The following is a 20,174-nucleotide window of genomic DNA, read 5'->3' on the forward strand; positions in this document are numbered from 1 at the left end:
CGATCAGGCTGTGCAACCCCGACCAGCTTCGCCTGATCGGGCGCTAACCGCCGTGCCCTTCATCAACCCCAAAACCGGGGTCCCTTTTGCACGAAAATACAGGGTCCCGATTCCACGGTCATTGACAACGGAAACACGTACTGGCTATCACCACTGATCGGCTTCAACCCTTGGATGATCGTCAGCGCCTTCGGCGACAAGGGGATGTCGTGGGGGCGGCGCATCTTGGCCAGGTGCTCGGGGATCGTCCAGACCTTCTCTTTGAAATCGAAATGGCCCCATTCGGCGTGGCGGAGTTCGACCGGCCGAGGGTAGCAGAGCGCCATGATTTGCAGCGCCGCCTTCAGCGTAAGCCAGCCGTTAAACTCGTCGATCGTCCGCAGAAGACCCCCGAATTCCTTCTCGTCGGTGATCGCGGCGTGGTGCTGTTCTTCGACGGGTAGGAGGGCTCCCCGAAGCGCATAGGTGGGGTCATTGTCGGCGCCGTAGGTTGTAGACGCAAAAGCGGAACACCGAGCCGAGGGTTGCCCGGAGGGTATGTGCGGTGTCCCGGTTCCCACGAGCTTCAATCTTCTTCAGGAGCGGGAGAATGTCTGCCGCTGTTATGTCCCGGATGCCCATCTTCGCGAGGGGGCGAGCGAGGTCTTGCAAAAGCCACTCGTGTTTTTTGATTGTCGCCCCCGCACGGTTTTTGTCCCGGAGCGACTGGATGTGGTCCTCGCTGGCCCGGCCGAACGTGTCTGCTTCAACAAGCTCCCGTTCAACCTTTTCCTGCCTCGTCGCTTGCACCGGATCGATGCCCTTAGCGATTTTCTCACAGCATTGCTCCCGGCGCTCCCGGGCTTGAGCAAGTGACACATCCGGGTAGGAGCCAAACGACATCGTATTGCGCCGCCCATTCAGCTTGTAGTCGAAGCACCAAGGCTTGCTGCCGTTAACCTGGACGAGCAGGTAGAGACTCTTTTCGTCGCTCAAGCGGGCGTTTTTCTCGCCGGGTTTCACCTTTCGAACTGCAACGTCCGTCAGCGCCATCGCCATCTCCCATGCAGTAGGACCTATCTTGGAAGCAGTAGGGGTATGCAAATCCTACTGCATTTTCAGTGGGCTTGGGTGGGACATATTGAGACAGGACCGGACAGGCAAAATAGCCAAAACGGAAATTATCATTGGAATACAGTACCTTACCGGACGGTATGGGACAAGCGTAAACACTATGGGAAGTGTGGCTGGAGCGGGTAGCGGGAATCGAACCCGCGCGTTCAGCTTGGGAAGCTGACAGGCTACCATTACATCATACCCGCGCGGGCGTCTGGTTAGCACGCAAGCCGCGCCTTTCGCAATCGCAAAGAAGGCGCATGGCGTGATCCTGGCGGGCGGCTTCTTTCCCCGCGGCCTTCGTCACCAGGCCGAGCCGGAAAGCGCGTCGAGCGGGATCTTGAGGTAGCGCCGCCCGTTGTCTTCGGGTTCCGGCAGGCGCCCGCCGCGGATGTTGACCTGAAGCGCATGCAGGATGAGCTTCGGCATGGGCAGCGTGCGGTCGCGCGCCTCGCGCAGCCGCACGAAGCTTTCCTCGTCCTGCCCGGCGACATGCGGGTTGGCGCGCTTCTGCTCGGCCACCGTGCTCTCCCAGCGCGCCGCGCGCCCGTTCGGCCGGTAGTCATGCCCGGTGAGCAGGCGCGTTTCGTCCGGCAGGGCGAGGATGCCTTGCAGCGAGTGCCATAGCGCGCGCGCGCTGCCGCCGGGAAAGTCGGCCCGCGCCGTGCCGCCGTCGGGCATGAACAGCGTGTCGTGCACGAAGGCGGCGTCGCCGATCACATAGGTGACCGAGGCCAGCGTGTGGCCGGGAGAAAACAGCACCCGGGCCTCGATGCCGCCCACCTTGAAGCGCTCGCCATGCGCGAACAGCCTGTCCCATTGCGAACCGTCGTCGCGCAGCCCCGGCCAGTTGTAGATGTCCTTCCACAGCCGCTGCACGTCGACGATGCGCTCGCCGATCGCCGTCGGGGCGCCGGTCTTGCCCTTGAGATAATGCGCGGCCGAAAAATGGTCGGCGTGCGGATGGGTGTCGAGCACCCATTCCACCTCCAGGCCATGCCCGGCCACATGCGCGAGAAGCGCGTCGGCGCTGGCGGTTCCGGTGCTGCCGGACTTCTCGTCATAGTCCAGGACCGGGTCGATGACGGCGCATTTTTTCGTGGCGGGATCGGCCACGACATATTGCACGCTGCCCGTGCGGGGCTCGTAGAAGCCCGTCACCACCGGGCATTGCGCCATGTGGCGTTCCAGCCAGTGCAGGCCGGCCGACAGGTCAAAACCGTGGCTCCTGCCGAAGGCGGGAAGCTCCTGCGCGGACATGCGGCCTTCCAGCACCTCGCTCAGGGCAAACAGCGTCAGCGCCCGGGTGCCGCCCTGGCAATGGGCAAGGGCCGGACCCTTGGCTGCGGCCAGCGCCTGTCCGAAGCTGCGCACATCGGCCTCGGTGATCGTGGCGCCGGTGACGGGCACGAAATCGTAGCCGAGCCCGGCGCTCTCGGCAGCCTGCCGCTCGGCCGCCGAGCCGGGCTGTCCAGGCTGCTCGCCGTCCGGCCGCGCGTTGATGAGGTTCGCAAAGCCCCGGTCGGGCAGCCCTGCGATGTCGTCCATCTGCGGCTGCGCGGCAACCGAGAGGCGCTCGTTGATCTTGACGATTTTCATCACGGCCTCCTGTCGGACACCAATATACCGTTGCGCATATTGTCGCGAGGGGGAATGTCTGCCCGGATACCCTTCTTTAACCAAGATGCTATTGATCTTGACACAAAGCTATGGAAGGGCGGCCTCGTCGCCACTTTGCACGATGGGCACGACCGGGCCCAGCGAGGAACAAAGATGCACCGTAACGTCCGATCGTCCTTCGCGCTCGTCGCCACCGCCGTGGCGGTGCTGTGCACCTTCGCGGCGGATGCGCTGGCCGAGACACGTACGCTCAAGCTCCATCACCTGCACACGCGCGAGAAGGCCGAGATCGCCTACAAGCGCAACGGCCGCTACCTGCCGGAGGGACTGAAGCAGATCAACTACATCCTGCGCGACTGGCGCCGCAACGAGCCCATCAGGATGGACCCGCGCCTGCTCGACCTGGTGTGGGAAGCCTACCGCCAGACCGGATCGAACGCCTACATCAACGTGGTCAGCGGCTACCGCGCGCCGGCCACCAACGCCATGCTGCGCAGCCGCTCGAAAGGCGTGGCCCAGAAAAGCCAGCACATGCTCGGCAAGGCGATGGACTTCTTCATCCCCGGCGTGCCGCTGAAGAAGCTTCGCGATATCGGCCTCAGGATGCAGGGCGGCGGCGTGGGCTATTATCCGACCTCCGGCTCGCCCTTCGTGCATATGGACGTCGGCAATGTGCGCCACTGGCCCGGCATCAGCCGGCAGGAGCTGGCCCAGGTGTTCCCGAACGGCAAGACGCTGCATGTGCCTTCCGACGGCAAGCCGCTGCCCGGCTACGAGCAGGCGCTGGCCGCCTATAAGGGGCGCAAGGCCACCGGCACGCCCAACATCGAGCTGGCCAGCGTGGCCGGCCCCAGCAAGCGCAAGTCCGGCGGGCTGCTGGCGGCGTTCTTCGGCGGCGGCGGCGCGGACGAGGCCGACGACGTCGCCGATGTGGCAAGCGCCGCACCCGCCCCGCAGAAGCCGGCCAGGCCGGCCGCGCAGGCGCCGGTGGCCAGGCCTGCGGCCCCGGCTGCTGCTGCTCCCGCCATTGCACCGGCCATCGCCGTCGTGCCTCCGGACCAGGCGCAGCGGCTTGAAATCCCGCGGCCGGCGCCGGCTGCGCCCGCCGAGACCATCGTCGCCGCCCTGCCGCAGCGCGAGGTTCCGGTGCCGCGGCTTGCGCCGCGCCCCAGCATCGGGCTGGCCGCCGAGGTGCCCGAAACGCTTCCCTTCTCCGAAGCCGCCGCGCCGGAACCTGTTGCCGCCCCCGAAGTCGCGGCCATGGTTCCGGCCCATATCCCGCTGCCGACCTGGCGGCCGGAGGCTGCGCCATCGGCGCCCGGCGAAAGCACCCTTCTGGCCATGGTCTCCCATGGAGAGGAGACCCGCGGCGGCGATGCCCGCGAGGACGGGATAAAGCGCCTTCTCGAAAGTGCGGCGGTCGAGACTGTTTCGACGCCGCTCGTGGAGGTCGCCTTCGCCATTCCCGAAAAGGCGCCGGTACCCGGCCTGCGCGGCGAGCCTGCGGTTGCCACGGTGCCGGTTCCCGAAATTGTGGCGGCGGCTGCCAGCGCCGACAAGCAGCCTCGCCCCGCCCTGCGCGACAGCAAGGCCGCGCCGAAGTCGGTCGCGGTGCCGGTGCAGCCGGGCGCGTCCGCCTGGCCGTTGCGTGTCGGCTCGCAGGCCGTGCCGGTTTCGGCGGACCAGCCGCCGGTGCGCCTTGCCGCCAGCTTCATCCGCCAGGCCCCGCAGCAGGTCTATGTCGAAGGCTTCCGCCGCGACCGCGCGCAGGCCGAGCATCACCGCTTCACCGGGTCCGCCGTCAATTTCCTGCCGCTGGCGAGCTTCAGGTGACGCCGTCGTCGCCGGTGCCGTTTCCGGCATCTGCCGTGAACCGCGTGGACACGCCGACCGGCGGCCGTTTTCCGGCTTGACTGCGGGAAACTCTCCTCTAGGGTAGGGACAAAATACCGGTCTTGAGCGCCGGACGGCAAGAATGCCTCGTATGCCCCGCCCGAACGGCGGCGGCTGCGGGGCATTGTGTTTTTGGGGACACGTTTGAAGCGGCGTATCGAGATCGGCATCCTTTATTCCAGATCCGGCAATTACCGGCTGGTTTCCGAGGCCTGCCGGACCGGCGCGCTGACGGCGATTGCCGACGTCAACGCCGACCCGGCGGGGCCTCTCGAATTCGTGCCGGTGGAACGCGATCCCGCGGGCAATGCCGATCGCTACGCCGCCGGCTGCGCCGAGATCCTGCGCGACAGTTCCGCCCGGCACATCGTCGGCTGCGTCACCTCCTGGAGCCGCAAGGAAGCCATTCCAGTATTGGAGCGGGGCGGCGGCACGCTCTGGTATGCCTGTCCCTACGAGGGCTTCGAGGCCAACGACCATGTCGTCTACATGCATGCCTGCCCGAACCAGCAGCTCGTGCCGCTGTTTGCGCATGTCGTGCCACGCTTCGGCGTCAACGGCTTCCTGCTCGGTTCCAACTACATATGGGGCTGGGAAACCAACCGCGTCGCGCGCGACCTGATCGCCGATGCCGGCGGCGAGGTGCGGGGCGAGCGCTACCTGCCGCTGGGCGAAACCGACGTTTCGCGGCTTGTCGAGGAAATCCGCGCCACGCGGCCGGATTTCGTGCTCAACAACCTGATCGGCTCGTCCTCCTATGCCTTCCTCCAGGCCTATGCCGAACTCGGCCGGCAGGATCCGCATTTTTCGCCGCAACGCTGCCCGGTAGTCTCCTGCAACCTCACCGAATGCGAATTGCCGGCGATCGGAGAAGCCGGGCGCGGCCATTTGTCGGCCGGTCCCTATTTCCATGATCCCGCCGACGCCGCGGGCAGGCGCAAGCCCGCCTCCTCCTTCGAGGCGGCGGCCTACGCTTCGGTGCGGGTGCTTGCCGACATATTGGCGACCGATGCGGACATCCGATGGTCGGATCTGCCGGCGGCCTTCGCCGACCGCACCTTCGCCACGCCCTTCGGCGCCACCGCCATCGATCCGCAGACCCAGCATGCGACGCTGCCGGTGGTGATCGGCGAGATCGACGGCGCCGGCTTCCGCACGATCAGCCGTCAGGAGGGCGTGGCACCGGACCCCTATCTGTCGCGCTACGACCGCGCCCGCGTCTTCCCGCAGCCGCGCCTGAGGGTCGTGCCATGACCAAGTCTGCGCGCATCCCCAATCTCGGCGGCGCTTCGGCCTTCGTGCTGCATCGCCCGCATCCCACCGTGCAGGCCGTTACCCGGCAATTGTCGGCCATCGGGCTGGAGGTGACGGATTGCTGGCCGGAGCTTCCGCCCGCCGTCCTTTCCGCGGACTTCGTCTTCTTCGACGTCGACCTCGGCTTCGACGAGCAGTTTCCGTGGAAGCCGGGCGAGGCGCCCATGCCGCTGATCGCGCTGGTCGGTTCCGAAGCGCCGGGCCGCATCGAATGGGCGCTGTTTTCACACAGGGCGGACGCGCATCTGATGAAGCCCGTCGGAAATTCCGGCGTCTATTCCTCGCTGCTGATCGCGCGCCAGAGCTTCGAGGCGCGCAGGCGCCTGGCTGCGGAGATCGCCTCCCTGGAGGCGCGCGTGGCCGAGCGGCACACCATCGTGCGGGCCGTGGCCGCGCTCGCCCGCGGCGGCGAGCACGAGCGCGGCTACGCGCAATTGCGTTCGCTTGCGATGAACTGGCAGATCAGCGTCGAGGAAGCCGCGCGCCGCGTCGTGGCCATGGCGGACGGGGAGGGTTCGGATGAGCAGTCCCGCCGCGCCTGAGGTTCGCGATAGCGGCCCCGTGGTCCGTCCGCGGCCCGGCGTGCTGCGCAAGCTGGCACAGCGCCCGCTGGCCCTGGTCGGACTGGTCATCGTCGTGCTCGTCGTCGGCGGCGCGCTGCTGGCACCATGGTTGACGCATTTCGGGCCGGACGAGCAGATGTTCGACGGCCTGACCCTGTCTGGCGAGCCGCTGCCGCCCAATTCCACCTTCTGGCTCGGCACCGACCTGCTCGGGCGCGATCTGCTCACGCGCATCCTCTATGGCGCGCGCACCTCGCTCATCATCGGCATCGTGGCAAACGGCATAGCGCTTCTCATCGGCACGCTGGTGGGCGTGGTCGCCGGCTATTATCGCGGCTGGCTGGGCGGCGTGCTGATGCGCTTCACCGACCTGATGATGGCGTTTCCCGCGCTGCTTCTGGCGATCTGCCTGGCGGCCGTGTTCCAGCCCAGCCTGTGGATCGTGGCCCTGGTCATCGCACTGGTGAACTGGGTGCAGACCGCGCGCGTCATGTTCACGCAGACCTCCTCGCTGGCGGAGCGCGAGTTCATCGATGCCGAGCGCACCATCGGCGCAGGCAGCGCGCGCATCCTGTTCAGGCACATCCTGCCGCATCTGGTGCCGACCATCCTCGTCTGGGGCACGCTGGGCATCTCCACCACCGTGCTGCTGGAGGCGACGCTGTCCTATCTCGGCATCGGCGTGCAGCCGCCCACGCCGTCCTGGGGCAACATCATCTTCGAGAACCAGACCTATTTCCAGGCGGCGCCCTGGCTGGTGTTCTTCCCCGGCATCGCCATTCTGGCGCTGGCGCTCGCCTTCAACCTGATCGGCGACGCCCTGCGCGACATCCTCGATCCGACGCAGCGGGGCCGGTCATGATCGCCTATCTGGGCCGCCGCCTCATCCAGTCCGCGCTGATCCTTCTGGGCATCTCGCTCATCACCTTCGCGCTGCTCTATCTGCTTCCGGCAGATCCGGTGCGCCAGATCGCCGGCCGCAGCGCCACGCCGGCCACCGTGGAAAGCATCCGCCGCCAGCTCGGCCTCGACCAGCCCTTCCTGGTGCAATACGGGCGCTACCTGTGGAACCTGCTGCAGGGCGACCTTGGCCGCTCCTACATCCAGCGCTCGGAAGTGGCGCAGCTTATCGTGGCCCGCCTCCCGGCCACGCTGCTTCTCATGCTCGGCGCCATCGTCTGCGAATTGCTGATCGGGCTCACCATGGGCGTGGTGGCGGCCGTGCGGCGCGGCACCAAGACCGACCAGTCGCTGATGGTCGCCTCCTTCATCGGGGTGTCGGCGCCGCAATTCGTGGTCGGGCTGCTGCTGCTCTACGTGTTCGCGGTGCGCCTGAGCTGGTTCCCCATCGGCGGCTACGGCACCTTCTCGCATCTCGTACTGCCCTCGCTCACCGTCGCGGTGATGAGTTCCGGCTGGTATGCGCGCATGATGCGCTCGTCCATGATCGACGTTCTGCGCCAGGACTATATCCGTACCGCGCGCGCCAAGGGGCTGGCCCGGATGACCGTGCTGATCCGCCACGCGCTGCCCAACGCCATCCTGCCCATCATCGCCATGGTCGGCATCGACATCGGCATCCTCATGGGCGGCATCGTCGTGGTGGAAAGCGTGTTCGGCTGGCCCGGCATCGGCCAGCTCGTCTGGCAGGCGATCCAGCGCGTCGACATCCCCATCATCATGGGTGTCACGCTCGTCTCGGCCTTCGCCATCGTGCTCGGGAACTTCCTGGCCGACGTCGTCGCGCCCTTCATCGATCCACGTATCAAGCTCAGATAACCAGAGGGAAAGGGAAATCGAGATGATAAAAAGACTTCTGACCACCACCGTGGCGGCTTCCGCGCTCGCGCTGATGCTCGCCGGCGGCAACGCCGTCGCCGAAGAGCTGGACCCGAACGCCAAGCCCGGCGGCGACATCATCATCACCTACAAGGACGACGTCGCCACGCTGGACCCGGCCATCGGCTACGACTGGCAGAACTGGTCGATGATCAAGAGCCTGTTCGACGGCCTGATGGACTACGAGGCCGGCACCACCAAGCTTCGCCCCGACCTTGCCGAGAGCTACGAAATCTCGGAAGACGGCCAGACCTTCACCTTCAAGCTGCGCCAGGGCGTCAAGTTCCACAATGGCCGGGAGATGACGGCCGAGGACGTGAAGTACTCGATCGACCGCGTGGTGGACCCGAAGACCCAGAGCCCGGGGCAGGGCTTCTTCGCCACCATCAAGGGCTATGACGAGGCCGCCGAAGGCAAGGCCGACGGCCTGTCCGGCATCACCGTGGTGGACCCCTACACCATCAAGTTCGAGCTGACCCGGCCCGACGCCACCTTCCTGCACGTCATGGCGATCAACTTCAGCCATGTCGTGCCGAAGGAAGAGGTCGAGAAATACGGCGCCGATTTCGGCAAGCATCCCGTCGGCACCGGCGCGTTCAAGCTCGGTGAATGGACGCTCGGCCAGCGCGTCGTGTTCGAGAAGAACCCCGACTACTGGAACAAGGGGCTGCCCTATCTCGACAAGATCACCTTCGAGATCGGCCAGGAGCCGATCGTGGCGCTGCTGCGCCTGCAGAAGGGCGAGATCGACGTGCCCGGCGACGGCATCCCGCCGGCCAAGTTCCAGGAAGTGATGAACGACCCGGAGCAGAAGGCGCGCGTGGTCGAGGGCGGCCAGCTCCACACCGGCTACGTCACCATGAACGTCAACATCCCGCCCTTCGACAACGTCAAGGTGCGGCAGGCGGTCAACATGGCCATCAACAAGGACCGCATCGTCCAGCTCATCAACAACCGCGCGGTGCCGGCCAACCAGCCGCTGCCGCCGTCGATGCCGGGCTACGACAACGACTACAAGGGCTACGCCTACGATCCGGCCAAGGCCAAGGAGCTGTTGGCCGAGGCAGGCCAGGGAGACGGCTTCGAGACCGAGCTCTATGTCATGAACACCGACCCCAATCCGCGCATCGCGCAAGGAATCCAGCAGGATCTGGCGGCCATCGGCATCAAGGCCAATATCCAGGCGCTGGCCCAGGCCAACGTCATCGCCGCCGGCGGCGAGAAGGACGGCGCGCCGATGATCTGGTCGGGCGGCATGGCCTGGATCGCCGACTTCCCCGATCCGTCCAACTTCTACGGGCCGATCCTGGGCTGCGGCGGCGCGGTTCCGGGCGGCTGGAACTGGTCGTGGTACTGCAACAAGGACCTGGACAAGCTCGCCGACCAGGCCGACTCCATCGTCGATCCGGCCAAGGCGGAAGAGCGCAACAAGCTGTGGGGCGAGATCTACATCAAGATCATGGAAGACGCCCCGTGGGCGCCGGTGTTCAACGAGCAGCGCTTCACGCTGAAGTCCGCGCGCATGGGCGGTGCCGACAACCTCTATGTCGACCCGGTCCATATCCCCGTCAACTATGACCATGTGTATGTGAAAGATGTGCAGTAACTGCAACTACACCATCCACGGACGCCACCATCACTTCGGCTGGGACAACTCGTTTGTCCCGGCCGAGAAGGTGGCTCCCGGTTCGACGATCCACTTCGAGTGCCTGGATTCCTCGGGCGGGCAACTGACGCCCGACAGCACGGTCGCCGACATCGCCGCTCTCGACTTCGGCAAGATCAACCCGGTCACGGGGCCGATCTTCGTCGACGGCGCCGAGCCCGGTGACGCGCTCAAGGTCACCATCGAGCAGTTCAAGCCGTCCGGCTTCGGCTGGACGGCGAACATTCCGGGCTTCGGCCTGCTGGCCGACGACTTCAAGGAACCGGCGCTGACGGTCTGGAAATATGATCCGTCCTCGCTGGAACCGGCCCTGTTCGGCAAGCACGGACGCGTGCCGCTGAAGCCCTTCGCCGGCACGATCGGCAACGCGCCGGCCGAGCAGGGGCTGCATTCGGTGGTGCCGCCGCGCCGCGTCGGCGGCAATCTCGACATCCGCGACCTTGCCGCCGGCACCACGCTCTACCTGCCGGTGGAGGTGGCGGGCGCGCTGTTCTCGGTGGGCGACACCCATGCCGCCCAGGGCGACGGCGAGGTCTGCGGCACGGCCATCGAAAGCCCGATGGACGTGGTGCTGACGCTGGACCTGGTGAAGGGCGCGAACCTGAAGACCCCGCGTTTCACCACGCCCGGCCCGGTGACCCGGCATCTCGACGCCAAGGGCTACGAGGTGACGACCGGCATCGGCCCCGACCTGATGGAGGGCGCCAAGAGCGCCGTCGCCCAGATGGTCAACCTGCTCGCCGGCCGTTACAACCTGGACCCGGTCAACGCCTACATGCTGGTGTCGGTTTGCGGCGACCTCAGGATCAGCGAGATCGTCAACATGCCGAACTGGGTGGTGTCGTTCTACTTCCCGCGCTGCGTCTTCGAATGACGACGGCGCAACCCCAACACCGGACGGGGGCTCCGGCCCCCGCCGATCGGGCGCCCGCCGTGCTCGACGTCGCCGGCCTCACGGTCGCGGTGCGCGGCGAGGACGGCGAGCGCGAGGTCGTCTCCGACCTTTCGTTTTCGCTGGCGCGCGGCGAGACGCTGTGCATCGCCGGCGAGTCCGGCTCCGGCAAGTCGATGACGTCGCTGGCCATCATGCGGCTGCTGCCCGAGCCGGCGGCCCGCATCGCCTCGGGCTCGATCCGGCTGGGCGACCTCGATCTGGCCACCCTCGGCGAGGGGCGCATGCGGCAGGTGCGCGGCAACCGCGTCGCCATGATCTTCCAGGAGCCGATGACTTCGCTGAACCCGGTGCTGACGATCGGCCGTCAGATCGTGGAATCGATCGAGGTCCATACCGGCAAGTCGCGCGCCGAGGCGCGCCGGCACGCCGTGGAGGCGCTCAAGGCGGTGCGCATCTCCGAGGCCGAAAGCCGCATGAAGCAGTTTCCGCACGAGCTTTCCGGCGGCATGCGCCAGCGTGTCATGATCGCCATGGCGCTGGCCCTGGAGCCGGACGTGCTGATCGCCGACGAACCGACCACCGCGCTCGACGTGACCGTGCAGGGCGAGGTGCTGGAGCTGCTGCGCGACCTGCAGCGCGAACGCGGCACCAGCGTCATCCTGATCACCCACGACATGGGCGTGGTGGCCGAAATGGCCGACCGGGTCATCGTCATGCGCCATGGCCGGGTGGTCGAGGAAGGCAGGGTCGAGGACATTTTCGACGCGCCCAAGGCCGGCTATACGCGCGAGCTTCTGGCCGCGGTGCCGCGCATCGGCTCCGGCGCCGGCCGCCTGGCCACCAGGGACGCGGTCCTGTCCGCCGCGCCGCAGCCCGTGGCCACCCTCCGGGACCTCCAGGTCCGTTTCGACCTGCGCGGCGGCCTGTTCGGCACCGTGCAGCGGCGCGTCCACGCCGTCGAAGGCGTTTCCTTCGACATCCGGCCGAACGAGACGCTGGCGCTGGTGGGCGAATCCGGCTGCGGCAAGTCCACCACGGCCAAGGCGCTGGCGGGGCTGGTGCCGTTTTCCGGCGACATCGTGGTAGGCGGGCGCAACCTCGCCGGCCTGAAAGGCGGCGAACGCAAGGCCGTCCGCCGCGATGTGCAGATGGTGTTCCAGGACCCCTTCGCCTCGCTCGACCCGCGCATGAAGGTGGGTGACCTCGTGGCCGAGCCGCTGCTCATCCATGGCCTCGCCTCCCGGCGCGAGCGCGAGGAGCGCGCGGCGGCGCTGTTCGAGCGCGTCGGCCTGCCGGCCGAGAGCATGGATCGCTATCCGCATGAATTCTCCGGCGGCCAGCGCCAGCGCATCTGTATCGCCCGCGCGCTCGCCCTGCAGCCCAAGCTGGTCATCGCCGACGAGAGCGTGTCGGCGCTCGACGTGTCGGTGCAGGCGCGGGTGCTGGAACTGCTGCGCGAACTGCAGGAGGAATTCGGCATCGCCTATCTGTTCATCTCGCACGACATGGCCGTGGTGGAGAACATCTCCGACCGCGTCGCGGTGATGTATCTTGGCCAGATCGTGGAGATGGGCACGCGCGACCAGGTGTTTTCGAACCCCCGCCATCCCTATACGAAAAGGCTGATCGAGGCCGTGCCTGTGCCGGACCCGGGTCGGCGTCGGCAGCGCTTTTCCCGCCTCGACGGCGAAATCCCGAGCCCGACGCGCAAGGTGGGCGACGAACCCGCGCGCCTCGTGTTGCGCGACGTGGGTCAGGGGCACCTCGTCGCCGATCCGGCCTGAAACAGGTCCCCGGCTTCAGGCCTGCCGGGGACGGGCGACGTCGTTGATGTCCTCGGCGTCGGGGGCCAGGCCGTAGCTCATCCTACGCATCTGCCCGATCACACGCTCCATTTCTTCGTCGGAGAGGATCGGCGGCTCGCCGAGCGTCAGCGCCTGCACATACATGCGCGAAAGCGTCTCGACCTCAATCGCCAGCCATAGCGCCGCCTCGGCGGTCTTGCCGAGCGAAATCTGGCCGTGCTGGCCCAGAAGACAGGCTAGCCGTCCCTCAAGCGCCGTCAGCGCGTGGTCGGAGAGCGCCTGCGTGCCGAAGGTGGCGTAGTCGGCGCAGCGTATGGTGGCGCCGCCCGCCACGCCCACCATGTAGTGGAATGCCGGGATGGGCTTGTAGTGGCAGGCCAGCGTGGTGGCGTAGAGCGAGTGGCAGTGCAGCACCACGTCGATATCGTCGCGCCGCTTGAGGATGTCGCGGTGGAAGCGCCATTCCGACGAAGGCCTGCGGCCGACATAGGTGCCGTCGAAACCCATCTCCACGATATCCTGTGGCGTCATCGCGTCATAGGGCATGCTCGACGGCGTGATGAGGAAGCCGTCCTTCGTGCGGATGGACAGGTTGCCGGCCGTGCCCTGGTTGATGCCGCTGGCGTTCATGCGGCGGCAGATCGCCACCATCTCCTCGCGCAGAACCTTGTCTTTCACTTTTCCTGCCTTTCGATCTGTCGCCGCGACTGGGCGGATTTGAGCCTGCATCCCGAGGGGATTCTATACGATGCCGCCGCCGCCAGCGGCTGCCGCCGGGCGTTCGGCCGCCACCTTCGCGCGATAGTGCGAGGCGCGATAGGCGGCAACCGGGTCGATCGCCCCGCCGCCCTGCAGGCGCGCCATGGCCAGGATCGGCTCCACGTCGGTGCGATAGGCCGTCTTCAGCGTCTGCGTGGCCATGAGCGCGTCGTTGTCTTCCTGAAAGCCTTCCAGCGCCTTGCGGTCGACCAGCAGTGCCTGCGCATAGGCGCGCTGCACCTCGGCCGCCGAAAGCATCAGGCTCTCGATCGGGTCGGTCACGTTGTGGCTCTGGTCCAGCATATGCGCGGGGCTGAAATCACGGGCGCCCGAAAGCTCCGCGTCGACCAGTTCGTTGAAGACGAGGAAGAGCCGGTACGGATCGATCGAGCCGGCATCGAGATCGTCGTCGCCATATTTCGAATCGTTGAAATGGAAGCCGCCCAGCTTGCCGAACTGAATGAGCCGCGACACGATCATCTCGATGTTGACGTTCGGCGCGTGGTGGCCGAGGTCGACCAGGCAGAAAGCGCGCTCGCCCAGTTCCTTCGCGATGATGTAGTTGGTGCCCCAGTCCTGCACGACCGTCGAATAGAAGGCCGGCTCATACATCTTGTGCTCGCTGAACAGGCGCCAGTCGTCCGGCAGCGCCGCATAGACTTCGCGCATGGACTCCAGATAGCGCTCGAAGGCGCGGGCGAAATTGACCTGGCCGGGGAAGTTGGACCCGTCGCCGATCCACACGGTCAGCGCCTTGGAGCCCAGCGTGCTGCCGATCTCGATGCATTCGAGGTTGTGCTCCACCGCCTGCCGGCGCACGGCAGCGTCGGCATGGCTGAGCGAGCCGAACTTGTAGGAAAGCTTCTGGTCCTTCGCATCGGAGAAGGTGTTGGAGTTCATGGCGTCGAAGCCGAGGCCGAAGCGCGCCGCCGCCTGCTTGAGGCGCTGGGGATCGGCCTTGTCCCAGGGGATGTGCAGCGACACGGTGGGCGTGGCGCGCGTGAGTTGCTGGATCACGGCGCAGTCCTCGATCTTGTCGAACACGTCGCGCGGCTCGCCGGGGCACGGAAAGCGGGCAAACCGCGTGCCGCCGGTGCCGACGCCCCAGGAGGGGATGGCCACGCCGAAGCGCGCGACGCGGGCCACCATGTCGTCGATGGCGATGCCGCGCCGGGAAAGCCGCTCGCCCAGCGCGGCATAGTCGGTGCGCAGCGCTGCCTCGCGTTCGGCATTGCTTGCCGCCACCACATCCGCCGGGATCATCGTTTCCATCGTCTTCTCCTCGTTCTTACCAGCGGAATGCCGGCAGCAGGAAATCCGGCGCGGCCAGTTCTTCGAATTGCCGCTCGCGATCTGCCGCGCTGGTGGTTTCCTGGATGCCGGTGGCCGCCAGCGCCGTCGCCATGCCGGCCGCCCGGCCGCCGGCAATGTCGTGCTCGATGCTGTCGCCGATGCAGACCACCCGTGCCGGATCGGGCCGGCCCAGCATGTCCATCGCCCGGCTGTAGATTTCGGGGAAAGGCTTGCCGATCCAGCGCACCGGCCCGCCCAGCTCGGCATAAAGCTCGGCGATGCGGCCGGCGCCGAAGCGCGGGCCGGCCGCCGTCAGCATGATCTTGTCCGGATTGGTACACAGGCATTCGATGCCGCGCGCCGCCGCCGGCTCCAGCAGCCGGCGATAGTGGCCAAGACCGTGGCGGTCGCCCTCCGAGGCCGAAAGCAGCACGATGTCGGCATCCGCACCGCTTTCGGTCATCACCAGCGGCAGGCCCGAAACGGCGGAGCGGTCGCCGTCGCGGGCGATTAGCAGGCAGCGCAGCGGCCCGCTCCGGTCGACGAGCGTGTTTTCCAGCATCTCCCAGGCCATCTCGCCCGAGGACAGAAAATGGCTCCAGCTCCCCGGCAGGAAGCCGAGTTTCACCAGCCGCTCCTCGTTGGGCGCCGAGCGCTTTCCGGAATTGGACAAAAGAAGGAGGGTCTTGCCGGCTTGCTGCAACCTTTGCAACGCCTCGACTGCGCCCGGATAGGGGGCGGTGCCGTCATGCAGCAGGCCGAACTGGTCGAGGATGAAGACGTCGAACCGCGCCGCGAGCTCGCGCATGCCGGCCAGGATCGGGATCGTTGCCTGCGTCACGGCAATTCTCCCGTCGCCTGCAGGCCGCCGAGCGCCAGACGTGCCGCGCCGGCCGCCGCCTCGTCGGACAAGGCGGGCAGGAACGGCACGGACAGCATGCGTTGCCGGATCGCGGTCCATGCCGCATTGGCGGCGCCGCCGCCGACGCTGCGCATGGTGCGAAGGCCCGGCGCGCCAAGCTCGGTGAGGCGGTCGTAGCCGCGCCGTTCGATGGCCGCGATGCCCTCCAGCATGGCCTTGAGGAATTCGGCGTCGTCGGCCGGCCGCGGGCTCATGCGCGGCGGCCAGGCCGGGTCCATCACCGGGAAACGCTCGCCCGGCCCCGCCAGCGGATAGAGATCGAGGCCGCTCGGAACGGACGGGTCTATAGCTGCGGACAGGCGGGCGATGGTGGCGGCGTCGAACACGCTGGCCAGCGCTCGGCCGCCGCTGTTGGAGGCACCGCCGGCAAGCCACATGCCGCTGATGCGGTGGCTGTAGATGCCGTATGCGGGCGCGAACACCGGCCGGGGGCACAAAAGCTTCAGCGTCAGCGTGGAGCCGAGCGCGGTCACCGCATCGCCGGCCTGCTGCGCGCCCGTTGCCAGGAAGGAAGCGCAGCCGTCGGTGGTGCCGGCCACCACCGTCACGTCCCCGGCAAGGCCGAACCGCCTTGCGGTCTCCGGCGCCAGCGTCTCGATCGGCGCGCCCGGCGCGACCACGCGCGGCAGAAGCCCGGTGCGCATGCCGGTTTCGGCGATCCAGCCGGGCCAGCAGCGCTCGACCGGGTCGTAGCCGGTCTTGAGCGCATTGTTCTCGTCGCTGGTGCCGAAATGGCCGCACAGCCGCCCGGCGATCCAGTCGGCCTGGTGCAGGATGCGCGAAATCCCAGGCAGCGCTTGCAGCGCAAGCGCCTTGGCAAGCCCCGAGGTCGGGCCATGGGCGGCGCTGTCGGCCGGCGCTGCCGCGGCGATGCGGGCGACGAGAGCGGCATCTTCGACCCTGTCGTTGTACATCAGCGGCGCGGCCAGCGGCCTGCCAGCCGCATCGACGGCCAGAACCGTGCCGGAGGTGGCGTCCACGGCGATCGCCCGCACGCGGCCCGGCTCCACTGCCGCCAGCGCCCGGTCGATCGCGGCCTCCACCGCCTGCCACCAGATGCGCGGGTCGCGCGGATCGCTCCCGAAATCGGAAAGCGCGGCATGGCCCTGCGCCACGATGTCGAAGCCGGGCGTCATCGCCACGGCGCGCGCGCCGGACGTGCCGAGGTCGATGCCGAGGGCCAGCGGCGCGCTCACCGCACCGTCTCCGCAAGACTGGACATCGTCATCCGGCCCTCGCGCCGGCAGTCACGGCCGCCTTGCGGGCCAGATCCTGCCGGTACTTTTCCGCGTCCCAGCCGATTAGCTGGGCGTGTTCCTCTTCGCTCAGCACGCACAGCGGCGCATCGGCCGGAATGCGCGCGGTCACATCGGCGAGGCAACGCGCCATGGCTTCCGCTCCGGGCGTGGCGTCGGCGCGCATCAGCACGCCCTCGCCGGGGAAAAGCATCATGGCGGGCGCGAAGCCTAGGCGGGCGACGACTGCAGCGGCGTCCTCGCCCGGCTGCGCGATGACCGAACCCGGGCCGAGGAACACGACATGGTCGGGATAGAGGCTGCCTCGGCCGGCGATCGCCGTGCTCGCGGTATCGGTGGCCACGGCATGCGCGGCATCCGACGCCGGCATGCGGTAGCCGGCGCCGCCGGCGCGCTCCGGCAGCTTTTCGCGCGCGGCTTCGGGAGCGGTGCGTGCCGCCGTGCGCAGCCTCACCTTCACCTCGTGCAGCAGCGCAGCGGCGGCCTCCACCGTGTCGGCGGCGACGATCAGTCCGTGGTTGGCCAGCACCAGCACATCGGGCCGGCGTTCGAGATGCCGGGCGACGGCGAGCGCCAGCGGCAGGCCCGGCCGGGCATAGGGAACGAGCACCCAGTTCAGGCCGTTGAGCCTCGGCTCCAGCTCGGCCCGGCAATCGGTACGCACCGCGAAGGCGATTGCGTCGACGCAATGCACATGCAGCACGACGCGTTGCGGCAGCAACGCATGCAGGCTGGTTTCGATCGATGGCCGCAAATCCGGCGCGGAACCCCCGGCCACCATGAAGCGGCGCGCCTGTTCTGCGGCGGGATCGGCGCGGGCCACCGCCTCGACCAGCGGCGCAATCTCGACGGGCACCATGATGTCGCGGTCGGCCGCATGGGCCAGCCAGGTGCCGGAAGCCTTGACCCACAGCGTGCCGTCGGTCTTGAGCGAGGTGTTGCCGCCGGCGCCCTGGGTAAGGAGCGGGTCCGACCCGATCCGGGCCGAGAGGGCCCGCAGCGCGGCAAGTTCGCCTTGCCGGTCGCCTCCTTCGCCGCCCTTCGGCATGGTCGTCGTCCTTTCAGTTCATTTCGACCCCGCGCAGGCGCGGGCTGCGGGGAGGCGCGGCGCGCCGCGCCTCCCCGCTTCGGCGTCAGAAGTCGAATTCGTTGACGTTGTCTTTGGTGAAGACGGTCGGCGCCCCGAGCAGGATCTCCGAACCGTTGATGACCGAAAGCTCGCCGAGCTTGCCGGCCTTCACCGAGGTCGCGCCCGGCTTCAGTTCGCCGTCCGCCACGGCCCGCAGCACGTAGGCTGCGGCATAGCCGAGGTCCACCGGGTTCCACAGCACCACGGATTTCACGCAGCCGGCATTGACGTAGGGCTTCATGGCGTTCGGCGTGGCCAGTCCGACGACGGCGACGCTGCCGCATTTGTTGGCCTGGGTGACGGCGTCGGCCGCGGCGGGCGTCGCCACGCTGGTCATACCGAAGATGCCCTTCAGCTCGTCGCCATATTTGTTGATGAGCGTGTTGGACTGGTTGAAGGACAGGATGTTGTCTTCCTGCGCTTCCACCGTTTCCAGCCACTTCATCTTCGGATGGCACTTTTCCTGATAGGCCGCCATCTCGGAAATCCAGCGCGCCTGGTTCGGCGTGGTGAAGGTCGAGGTGACGATGGCGAAGGCGCCGTCCTCGCCGATCTCGGCGGCCATGGAATCCACCATCGCCTTGGCGATGCCGTTGAACTCGGCCTGGTTGACGAACCATTCGCGGGCGTCGGGCTCGGAGTTGGCGTCGTAGCCGACGACGTTGATGCCGGCGGCCAGCGCCTTCTTCAGCACGGGCGCGATGGCGACCGGGTCGTTGGCGGCAAACAGGATGCCGTCGACGCCGCTGGTGATGTAGTTGTCGATCAGCGTGATCTGGTCGTCGATGTTCGCCTTGCTCGGACCGTCGGTCTTGGCGTTCATCGTGCCCATTTCCTTGGCCGCGTCGGCGATGCCCTTCGACGTGGCGTTGAAATAGCCGATGCCGACCAGCTTCGGCACGTCCACCACCGTCAGCGTCTTGCCCTTGCGGTCGGGCGCGTTGGTCGGCTGGCCGCCGTCATATGGCTTGGCCTCGGCCGTCGCCGGCGTGGCGTCGCAGGCGAGCGGGTTGGTCGGCAGGTCGTCGCCGCCCGTCCAGGCCGAGGCGGCATGGCCGAGGCTGGTCGAGACCGACAATGCCAGCAGTGCAGGCAACAGGATCTTACGCATTTTCTCCTCCAAAGGTCGTCCGGACACTTATGAGCGGCAGTGATGGACGCTTCTTCTCCCTAGTCATCGAGTGCCGCTCCTCTCGAAGAGGTTGCTGGCGAGGATCGCCAGAATGAGGACCACGCCGATCAGCATGATGGTGCCGTCACCCTTGATGCCGGCCAGCGACAGGCCATTCTTGAGCGCCTGGATCAGGCACAGGCCGATGACGGTGCCCAGGATGGTGCCGCGCCCGCCGAAGATGGAGGTGCCGCCCAGCACCACGGCGGTGATGGCGTCCAACTCGATGCCGCTGCCCATGTCGGAACGCGTGGTGGACACGCGCGATACGAAGATCACCGCAGCCACCGCCGCGGCGAAGCCGGAAGCGGTGTAGACGGCAAGCTTGGTGCCCTCGACGGAGAGGCCGGAGAAGCGGCTCGCCACCTCGTTGGCGCCGATGGCGTAGATGGTGCGGCCCCAGCGCGTATAGGCAAGCACGACGGCGGCGCCGACGGCGGTTGCAGCCAGCAGCCAGAGCTGCGTCGGCACGCCCAGCACCTCGCCCTGTCCCAGCACGTAGAACCAGTCGGGATAGCCGCGCACGGAGCGCGCCTGGCTGATGCCCTCCGCCAATCCCCGGTAGAGGGCGAGCGTGGCCAGCGTCGCGATCAGCGGCGGCACGCGGAAGCGCGTGATGATGAGCCCGTTGCCGAAGCCGGCCAGGGTGCCGGCGGCGATCGCGCCCAGTGCGGCCAGCGGCAGCGGCAGGCCGACATTCTGCCAGAACACGCCGGTCAGGATGGCCGACATGCCGAGGATGGAGCCCACCGACAGGTCGATGCCGCCGGTGGCGATGACGAAGGTCATGATGATGGCGATGAGCCCGATCTCGGTCATCAGCCGGCCCTGGTTCAGCAGATTGGAGACGGTGAAGAAGCGGTCGGACTGGAACGACAGCACCACCAGCGCCGCCACCAGCAGCAGGGCCAGGAAGGTTTCATGGCGCAGGAGCGATCGCAGCGTCATCTTGCC

The 20,174-nt window shown here is 67.4% G+C and carries 18 protein-coding genes and 1 tRNA gene; 8 read left to right on the forward strand and 11 right to left on the reverse strand.

The genetic code is table 11. From position 1 onward, the window contains the following. Nucleotides 1–62: 62 nt before the first annotated feature. From ACTDI4_RS05805 to blh, 4 genes are all read right to left on the reverse strand, one after another. Complete coding sequence (locus ACTDI4_RS05805; protein ID WP_442843438.1) at nt 63–569, reverse strand: tyrosine-type recombinase/integrase; 507 nt, start codon at nt 567–569, stop codon at nt 63–65. Further along, a complete protein-coding gene (locus ACTDI4_RS05810; RefSeq protein ID WP_442840239.1) occupies nt 472–1,032 on the reverse strand; it encodes a tyrosine-type recombinase/integrase in 561 nt (186 codons plus the stop codon). The genes ACTDI4_RS05805 and ACTDI4_RS05810 overlap by 98 nt, the downstream gene beginning before the upstream one ends. 195 nt (nt 1,033–1,227) lie before the next feature. Continuing rightward, nucleotides 1,228–1,301: transfer RNA gene (locus tag ACTDI4_RS05815), tRNA-Gly, on the reverse strand. Nucleotides 1,302–1,398: 97 nt separating this feature from the next. Continuing rightward, nucleotides 1,399–2,694: a bifunctional sulfur transferase/dioxygenase Blh gene (gene blh, locus ACTDI4_RS05820; protein ID WP_442840240.1), complete on the reverse strand. Its 1,296-nt coding sequence runs from the start codon at nt 2,692–2,694 to the stop codon at nt 1,399–1,401. A 174-nt stretch (nt 2,695–2,868) separates the two neighbouring features. Here blh and ACTDI4_RS05825 point away from each other — a divergent pair, with 174 nt between their 5' ends. From ACTDI4_RS05825 to ACTDI4_RS05860, 8 genes are all read left to right on the forward strand, one after another. After that, a complete protein-coding gene (locus ACTDI4_RS05825) occupies nt 2,869–4,548 on the forward strand; it encodes a DUF882 domain-containing protein (RefSeq protein ID WP_442840241.1) in 1,680 nt (559 codons plus the stop codon). A 204-nt stretch (nt 4,549–4,752) separates the two neighbouring features. Continuing rightward, nucleotides 4,753–5,862 carry a transporter substrate-binding protein gene (locus ACTDI4_RS05830; RefSeq protein WP_442840242.1) on the forward strand — a complete coding sequence of 370 codons (1,110 nt, stop codon included), beginning with the start codon at nt 4,753–4,755 and terminating at the stop codon, nt 5,860–5,862. After that, nucleotides 5,859–6,464 carry an ANTAR domain-containing response regulator gene (locus ACTDI4_RS05835; RefSeq protein ID WP_442840243.1) on the forward strand — a complete coding sequence of 202 codons (606 nt, stop codon included), beginning with the start codon at nt 5,859–5,861 and terminating at the stop codon, nt 6,462–6,464. The genes ACTDI4_RS05830 and ACTDI4_RS05835 overlap by 4 nt, the downstream gene beginning before the upstream one ends. Then, on the forward strand, nt 6,442–7,347 hold the full coding sequence (locus ACTDI4_RS05840) for an ABC transporter permease (RefSeq protein WP_442840244.1): 906 nt from the start codon (nt 6,442–6,444) through the stop codon (nt 7,345–7,347). The genes ACTDI4_RS05835 and ACTDI4_RS05840 overlap by 23 nt, the downstream gene beginning before the upstream one ends. Beyond that, nucleotides 7,344–8,264 (forward strand): ABC transporter permease, encoded by a 921-nt coding sequence (locus tag ACTDI4_RS05845; RefSeq protein WP_442840245.1) that lies wholly within the window; start codon nt 7,344–7,346, stop codon nt 8,262–8,264. The genes ACTDI4_RS05840 and ACTDI4_RS05845 overlap by 4 nt, the downstream gene beginning before the upstream one ends. 25 nt (nt 8,265–8,289) lie before the next feature. Then, nucleotides 8,290–9,930 carry an ABC transporter substrate-binding protein gene (locus ACTDI4_RS05850; RefSeq protein ID WP_442843275.1) on the forward strand — a complete coding sequence of 547 codons (1,641 nt, stop codon included), beginning with the start codon at nt 8,290–8,292 and terminating at the stop codon, nt 9,928–9,930. Continuing rightward, nucleotides 9,920–10,864, forward strand: coding sequence for an acetamidase/formamidase family protein (locus ACTDI4_RS05855; protein ID WP_442840246.1), 945 nt, complete (start codon nt 9,920–9,922; stop codon nt 10,862–10,864). The genes ACTDI4_RS05850 and ACTDI4_RS05855 overlap by 11 nt, the downstream gene beginning before the upstream one ends. Then, complete coding sequence (locus ACTDI4_RS05860; protein ID WP_442840247.1) at nt 10,861–12,669, forward strand: ABC transporter ATP-binding protein; 1,809 nt, start codon at nt 10,861–10,863, stop codon at nt 12,667–12,669. Before ACTDI4_RS05855 ends, ACTDI4_RS05860 begins: the two co-directional genes overlap by 4 nt. 15 nt (nt 12,670–12,684) lie before the next feature. Here ACTDI4_RS05860 and ACTDI4_RS05865 read toward each other — a convergent pair whose 3' ends face one another. The 7 genes from ACTDI4_RS05865 to ACTDI4_RS05895 form a co-directional block, all read right to left on the reverse strand. Then, on the reverse strand, nt 12,685–13,341 hold the full coding sequence (locus ACTDI4_RS05865; RefSeq protein ID WP_442843276.1) for a class II aldolase/adducin family protein: 657 nt from the start codon (nt 13,339–13,341) through the stop codon (nt 12,685–12,687). Between the two features lie 90 nt (nt 13,342–13,431). Beyond that, on the reverse strand, nt 13,432–14,721 hold the full coding sequence (rhaI, locus tag ACTDI4_RS05870; protein WP_442840248.1) for an L-rhamnose catabolism isomerase: 1,290 nt from the start codon (nt 14,719–14,721) through the stop codon (nt 13,432–13,434). A 16-nt stretch (nt 14,722–14,737) separates the two neighbouring features. Then, a complete protein-coding gene (locus ACTDI4_RS05875) occupies nt 14,738–15,550 on the reverse strand; it encodes a TIGR01459 family HAD-type hydrolase (protein WP_442843277.1) in 813 nt (270 codons plus the stop codon). Between the two features lie 29 nt (nt 15,551–15,579). After that, the gene (locus ACTDI4_RS05880; RefSeq protein WP_442840249.1) at nt 15,580–16,860 is read right to left on the reverse strand and encodes an FGGY-family carbohydrate kinase; all 1,281 of its coding nucleotides are present in this window, start codon (nt 16,858–16,860) and stop codon (nt 15,580–15,582) included. 28 nt (nt 16,861–16,888) lie between these two features. Then, nucleotides 16,889–17,968 (reverse strand): class II aldolase/adducin family protein, encoded by a 1,080-nt coding sequence (locus ACTDI4_RS05885; protein ID WP_442840250.1) that lies wholly within the window; start codon nt 17,966–17,968, stop codon nt 16,889–16,891. An 85-nt stretch (nt 17,969–18,053) separates the two neighbouring features. Continuing rightward, nucleotides 18,054–19,160 carry an autoinducer 2 ABC transporter substrate-binding protein gene (locus ACTDI4_RS05890; RefSeq protein WP_442840251.1) on the reverse strand — a complete coding sequence of 369 codons (1,107 nt, stop codon included), beginning with the start codon at nt 19,158–19,160 and terminating at the stop codon, nt 18,054–18,056. 63 nt (nt 19,161–19,223) lie between these two features. Further along, nucleotides 19,224–20,168, reverse strand: coding sequence for an ABC transporter permease (locus ACTDI4_RS05895; protein WP_442840252.1), 945 nt, complete (start codon nt 20,166–20,168; stop codon nt 19,224–19,226). Nucleotides 20,169–20,174: the final 6 nt, after the last annotated feature.

The sequence above is a fragment of the Mesorhizobium sp. PUT5 genome (genome assembly GCF_052216645.1).
Lineage (GTDB): Bacteria > Pseudomonadota > Alphaproteobacteria > Rhizobiales > Rhizobiaceae > Mesorhizobium.

Coding starts and splice junctions, on each gene's coding strand:
- ACTDI4_RS05810 (WP_442840239.1), bottom strand. CDS start 1,032: ATGGCGCTGACGGACGTTGCAGTTCGAAAGGTGAAACCCGGCGAGAAA.
- blh (WP_442840240.1), bottom strand. CDS start 2,694: ATGAAAATCGTCAAGATCAACGAGCGCCTCTCGGTTGCCGCGCAGCCG.
- ACTDI4_RS05825 (WP_442840241.1), top strand. CDS start 2,869: ATGCACCGTAACGTCCGATCGTCCTTCGCGCTCGTCGCCACCGCCGTG.
- ACTDI4_RS05835 (WP_442840243.1), top strand. CDS start 5,859: ATGACCAAGTCTGCGCGCATCCCCAATCTCGGCGGCGCTTCGGCCTTC.
- ACTDI4_RS05840 (WP_442840244.1), top strand. CDS start 6,442: ATGAGCAGTCCCGCCGCGCCTGAGGTTCGCGATAGCGGCCCCGTGGTC.
- ACTDI4_RS05845 (WP_442840245.1), top strand. CDS start 7,344: ATGATCGCCTATCTGGGCCGCCGCCTCATCCAGTCCGCGCTGATCCTT.
- ACTDI4_RS05855 (WP_442840246.1), top strand. CDS start 9,920: ATGTGCAGTAACTGCAACTACACCATCCACGGACGCCACCATCACTTC.
- ACTDI4_RS05860 (WP_442840247.1), top strand. CDS start 10,861: ATGACGACGGCGCAACCCCAACACCGGACGGGGGCTCCGGCCCCCGCC.
- ACTDI4_RS05865 (WP_442843276.1), bottom strand. CDS start 13,341: ATGGTGGCGATCTGCCGCCGCATGAACGCCAGCGGCATCAACCAGGGC.
- rhaI (WP_442840248.1), bottom strand. CDS start 14,721: ATGGAAACGATGATCCCGGCGGATGTGGTGGCGGCAAGCAATGCCGAA.
- ACTDI4_RS05875 (WP_442843277.1), bottom strand. CDS start 15,550: ATGCGCGAGCTCGCGGCGCGGTTCGACGTCTTCATCCTCGACCAGTTC.
- ACTDI4_RS05885 (WP_442840250.1), bottom strand. CDS start 17,968: ATGCCGAAGGGCGGCGAAGGAGGCGACCGGCAAGGCGAACTTGCCGCG.
- ACTDI4_RS05890 (WP_442840251.1), bottom strand. CDS start 19,160: ATGCGTAAGATCCTGTTGCCTGCACTGCTGGCATTGTCGGTCTCGACC.
- ACTDI4_RS05895 (WP_442840252.1), bottom strand. CDS start 20,168: ATGACGCTGCGATCGCTCCTGCGCCATGAAACCTTCCTGGCCCTGCTG.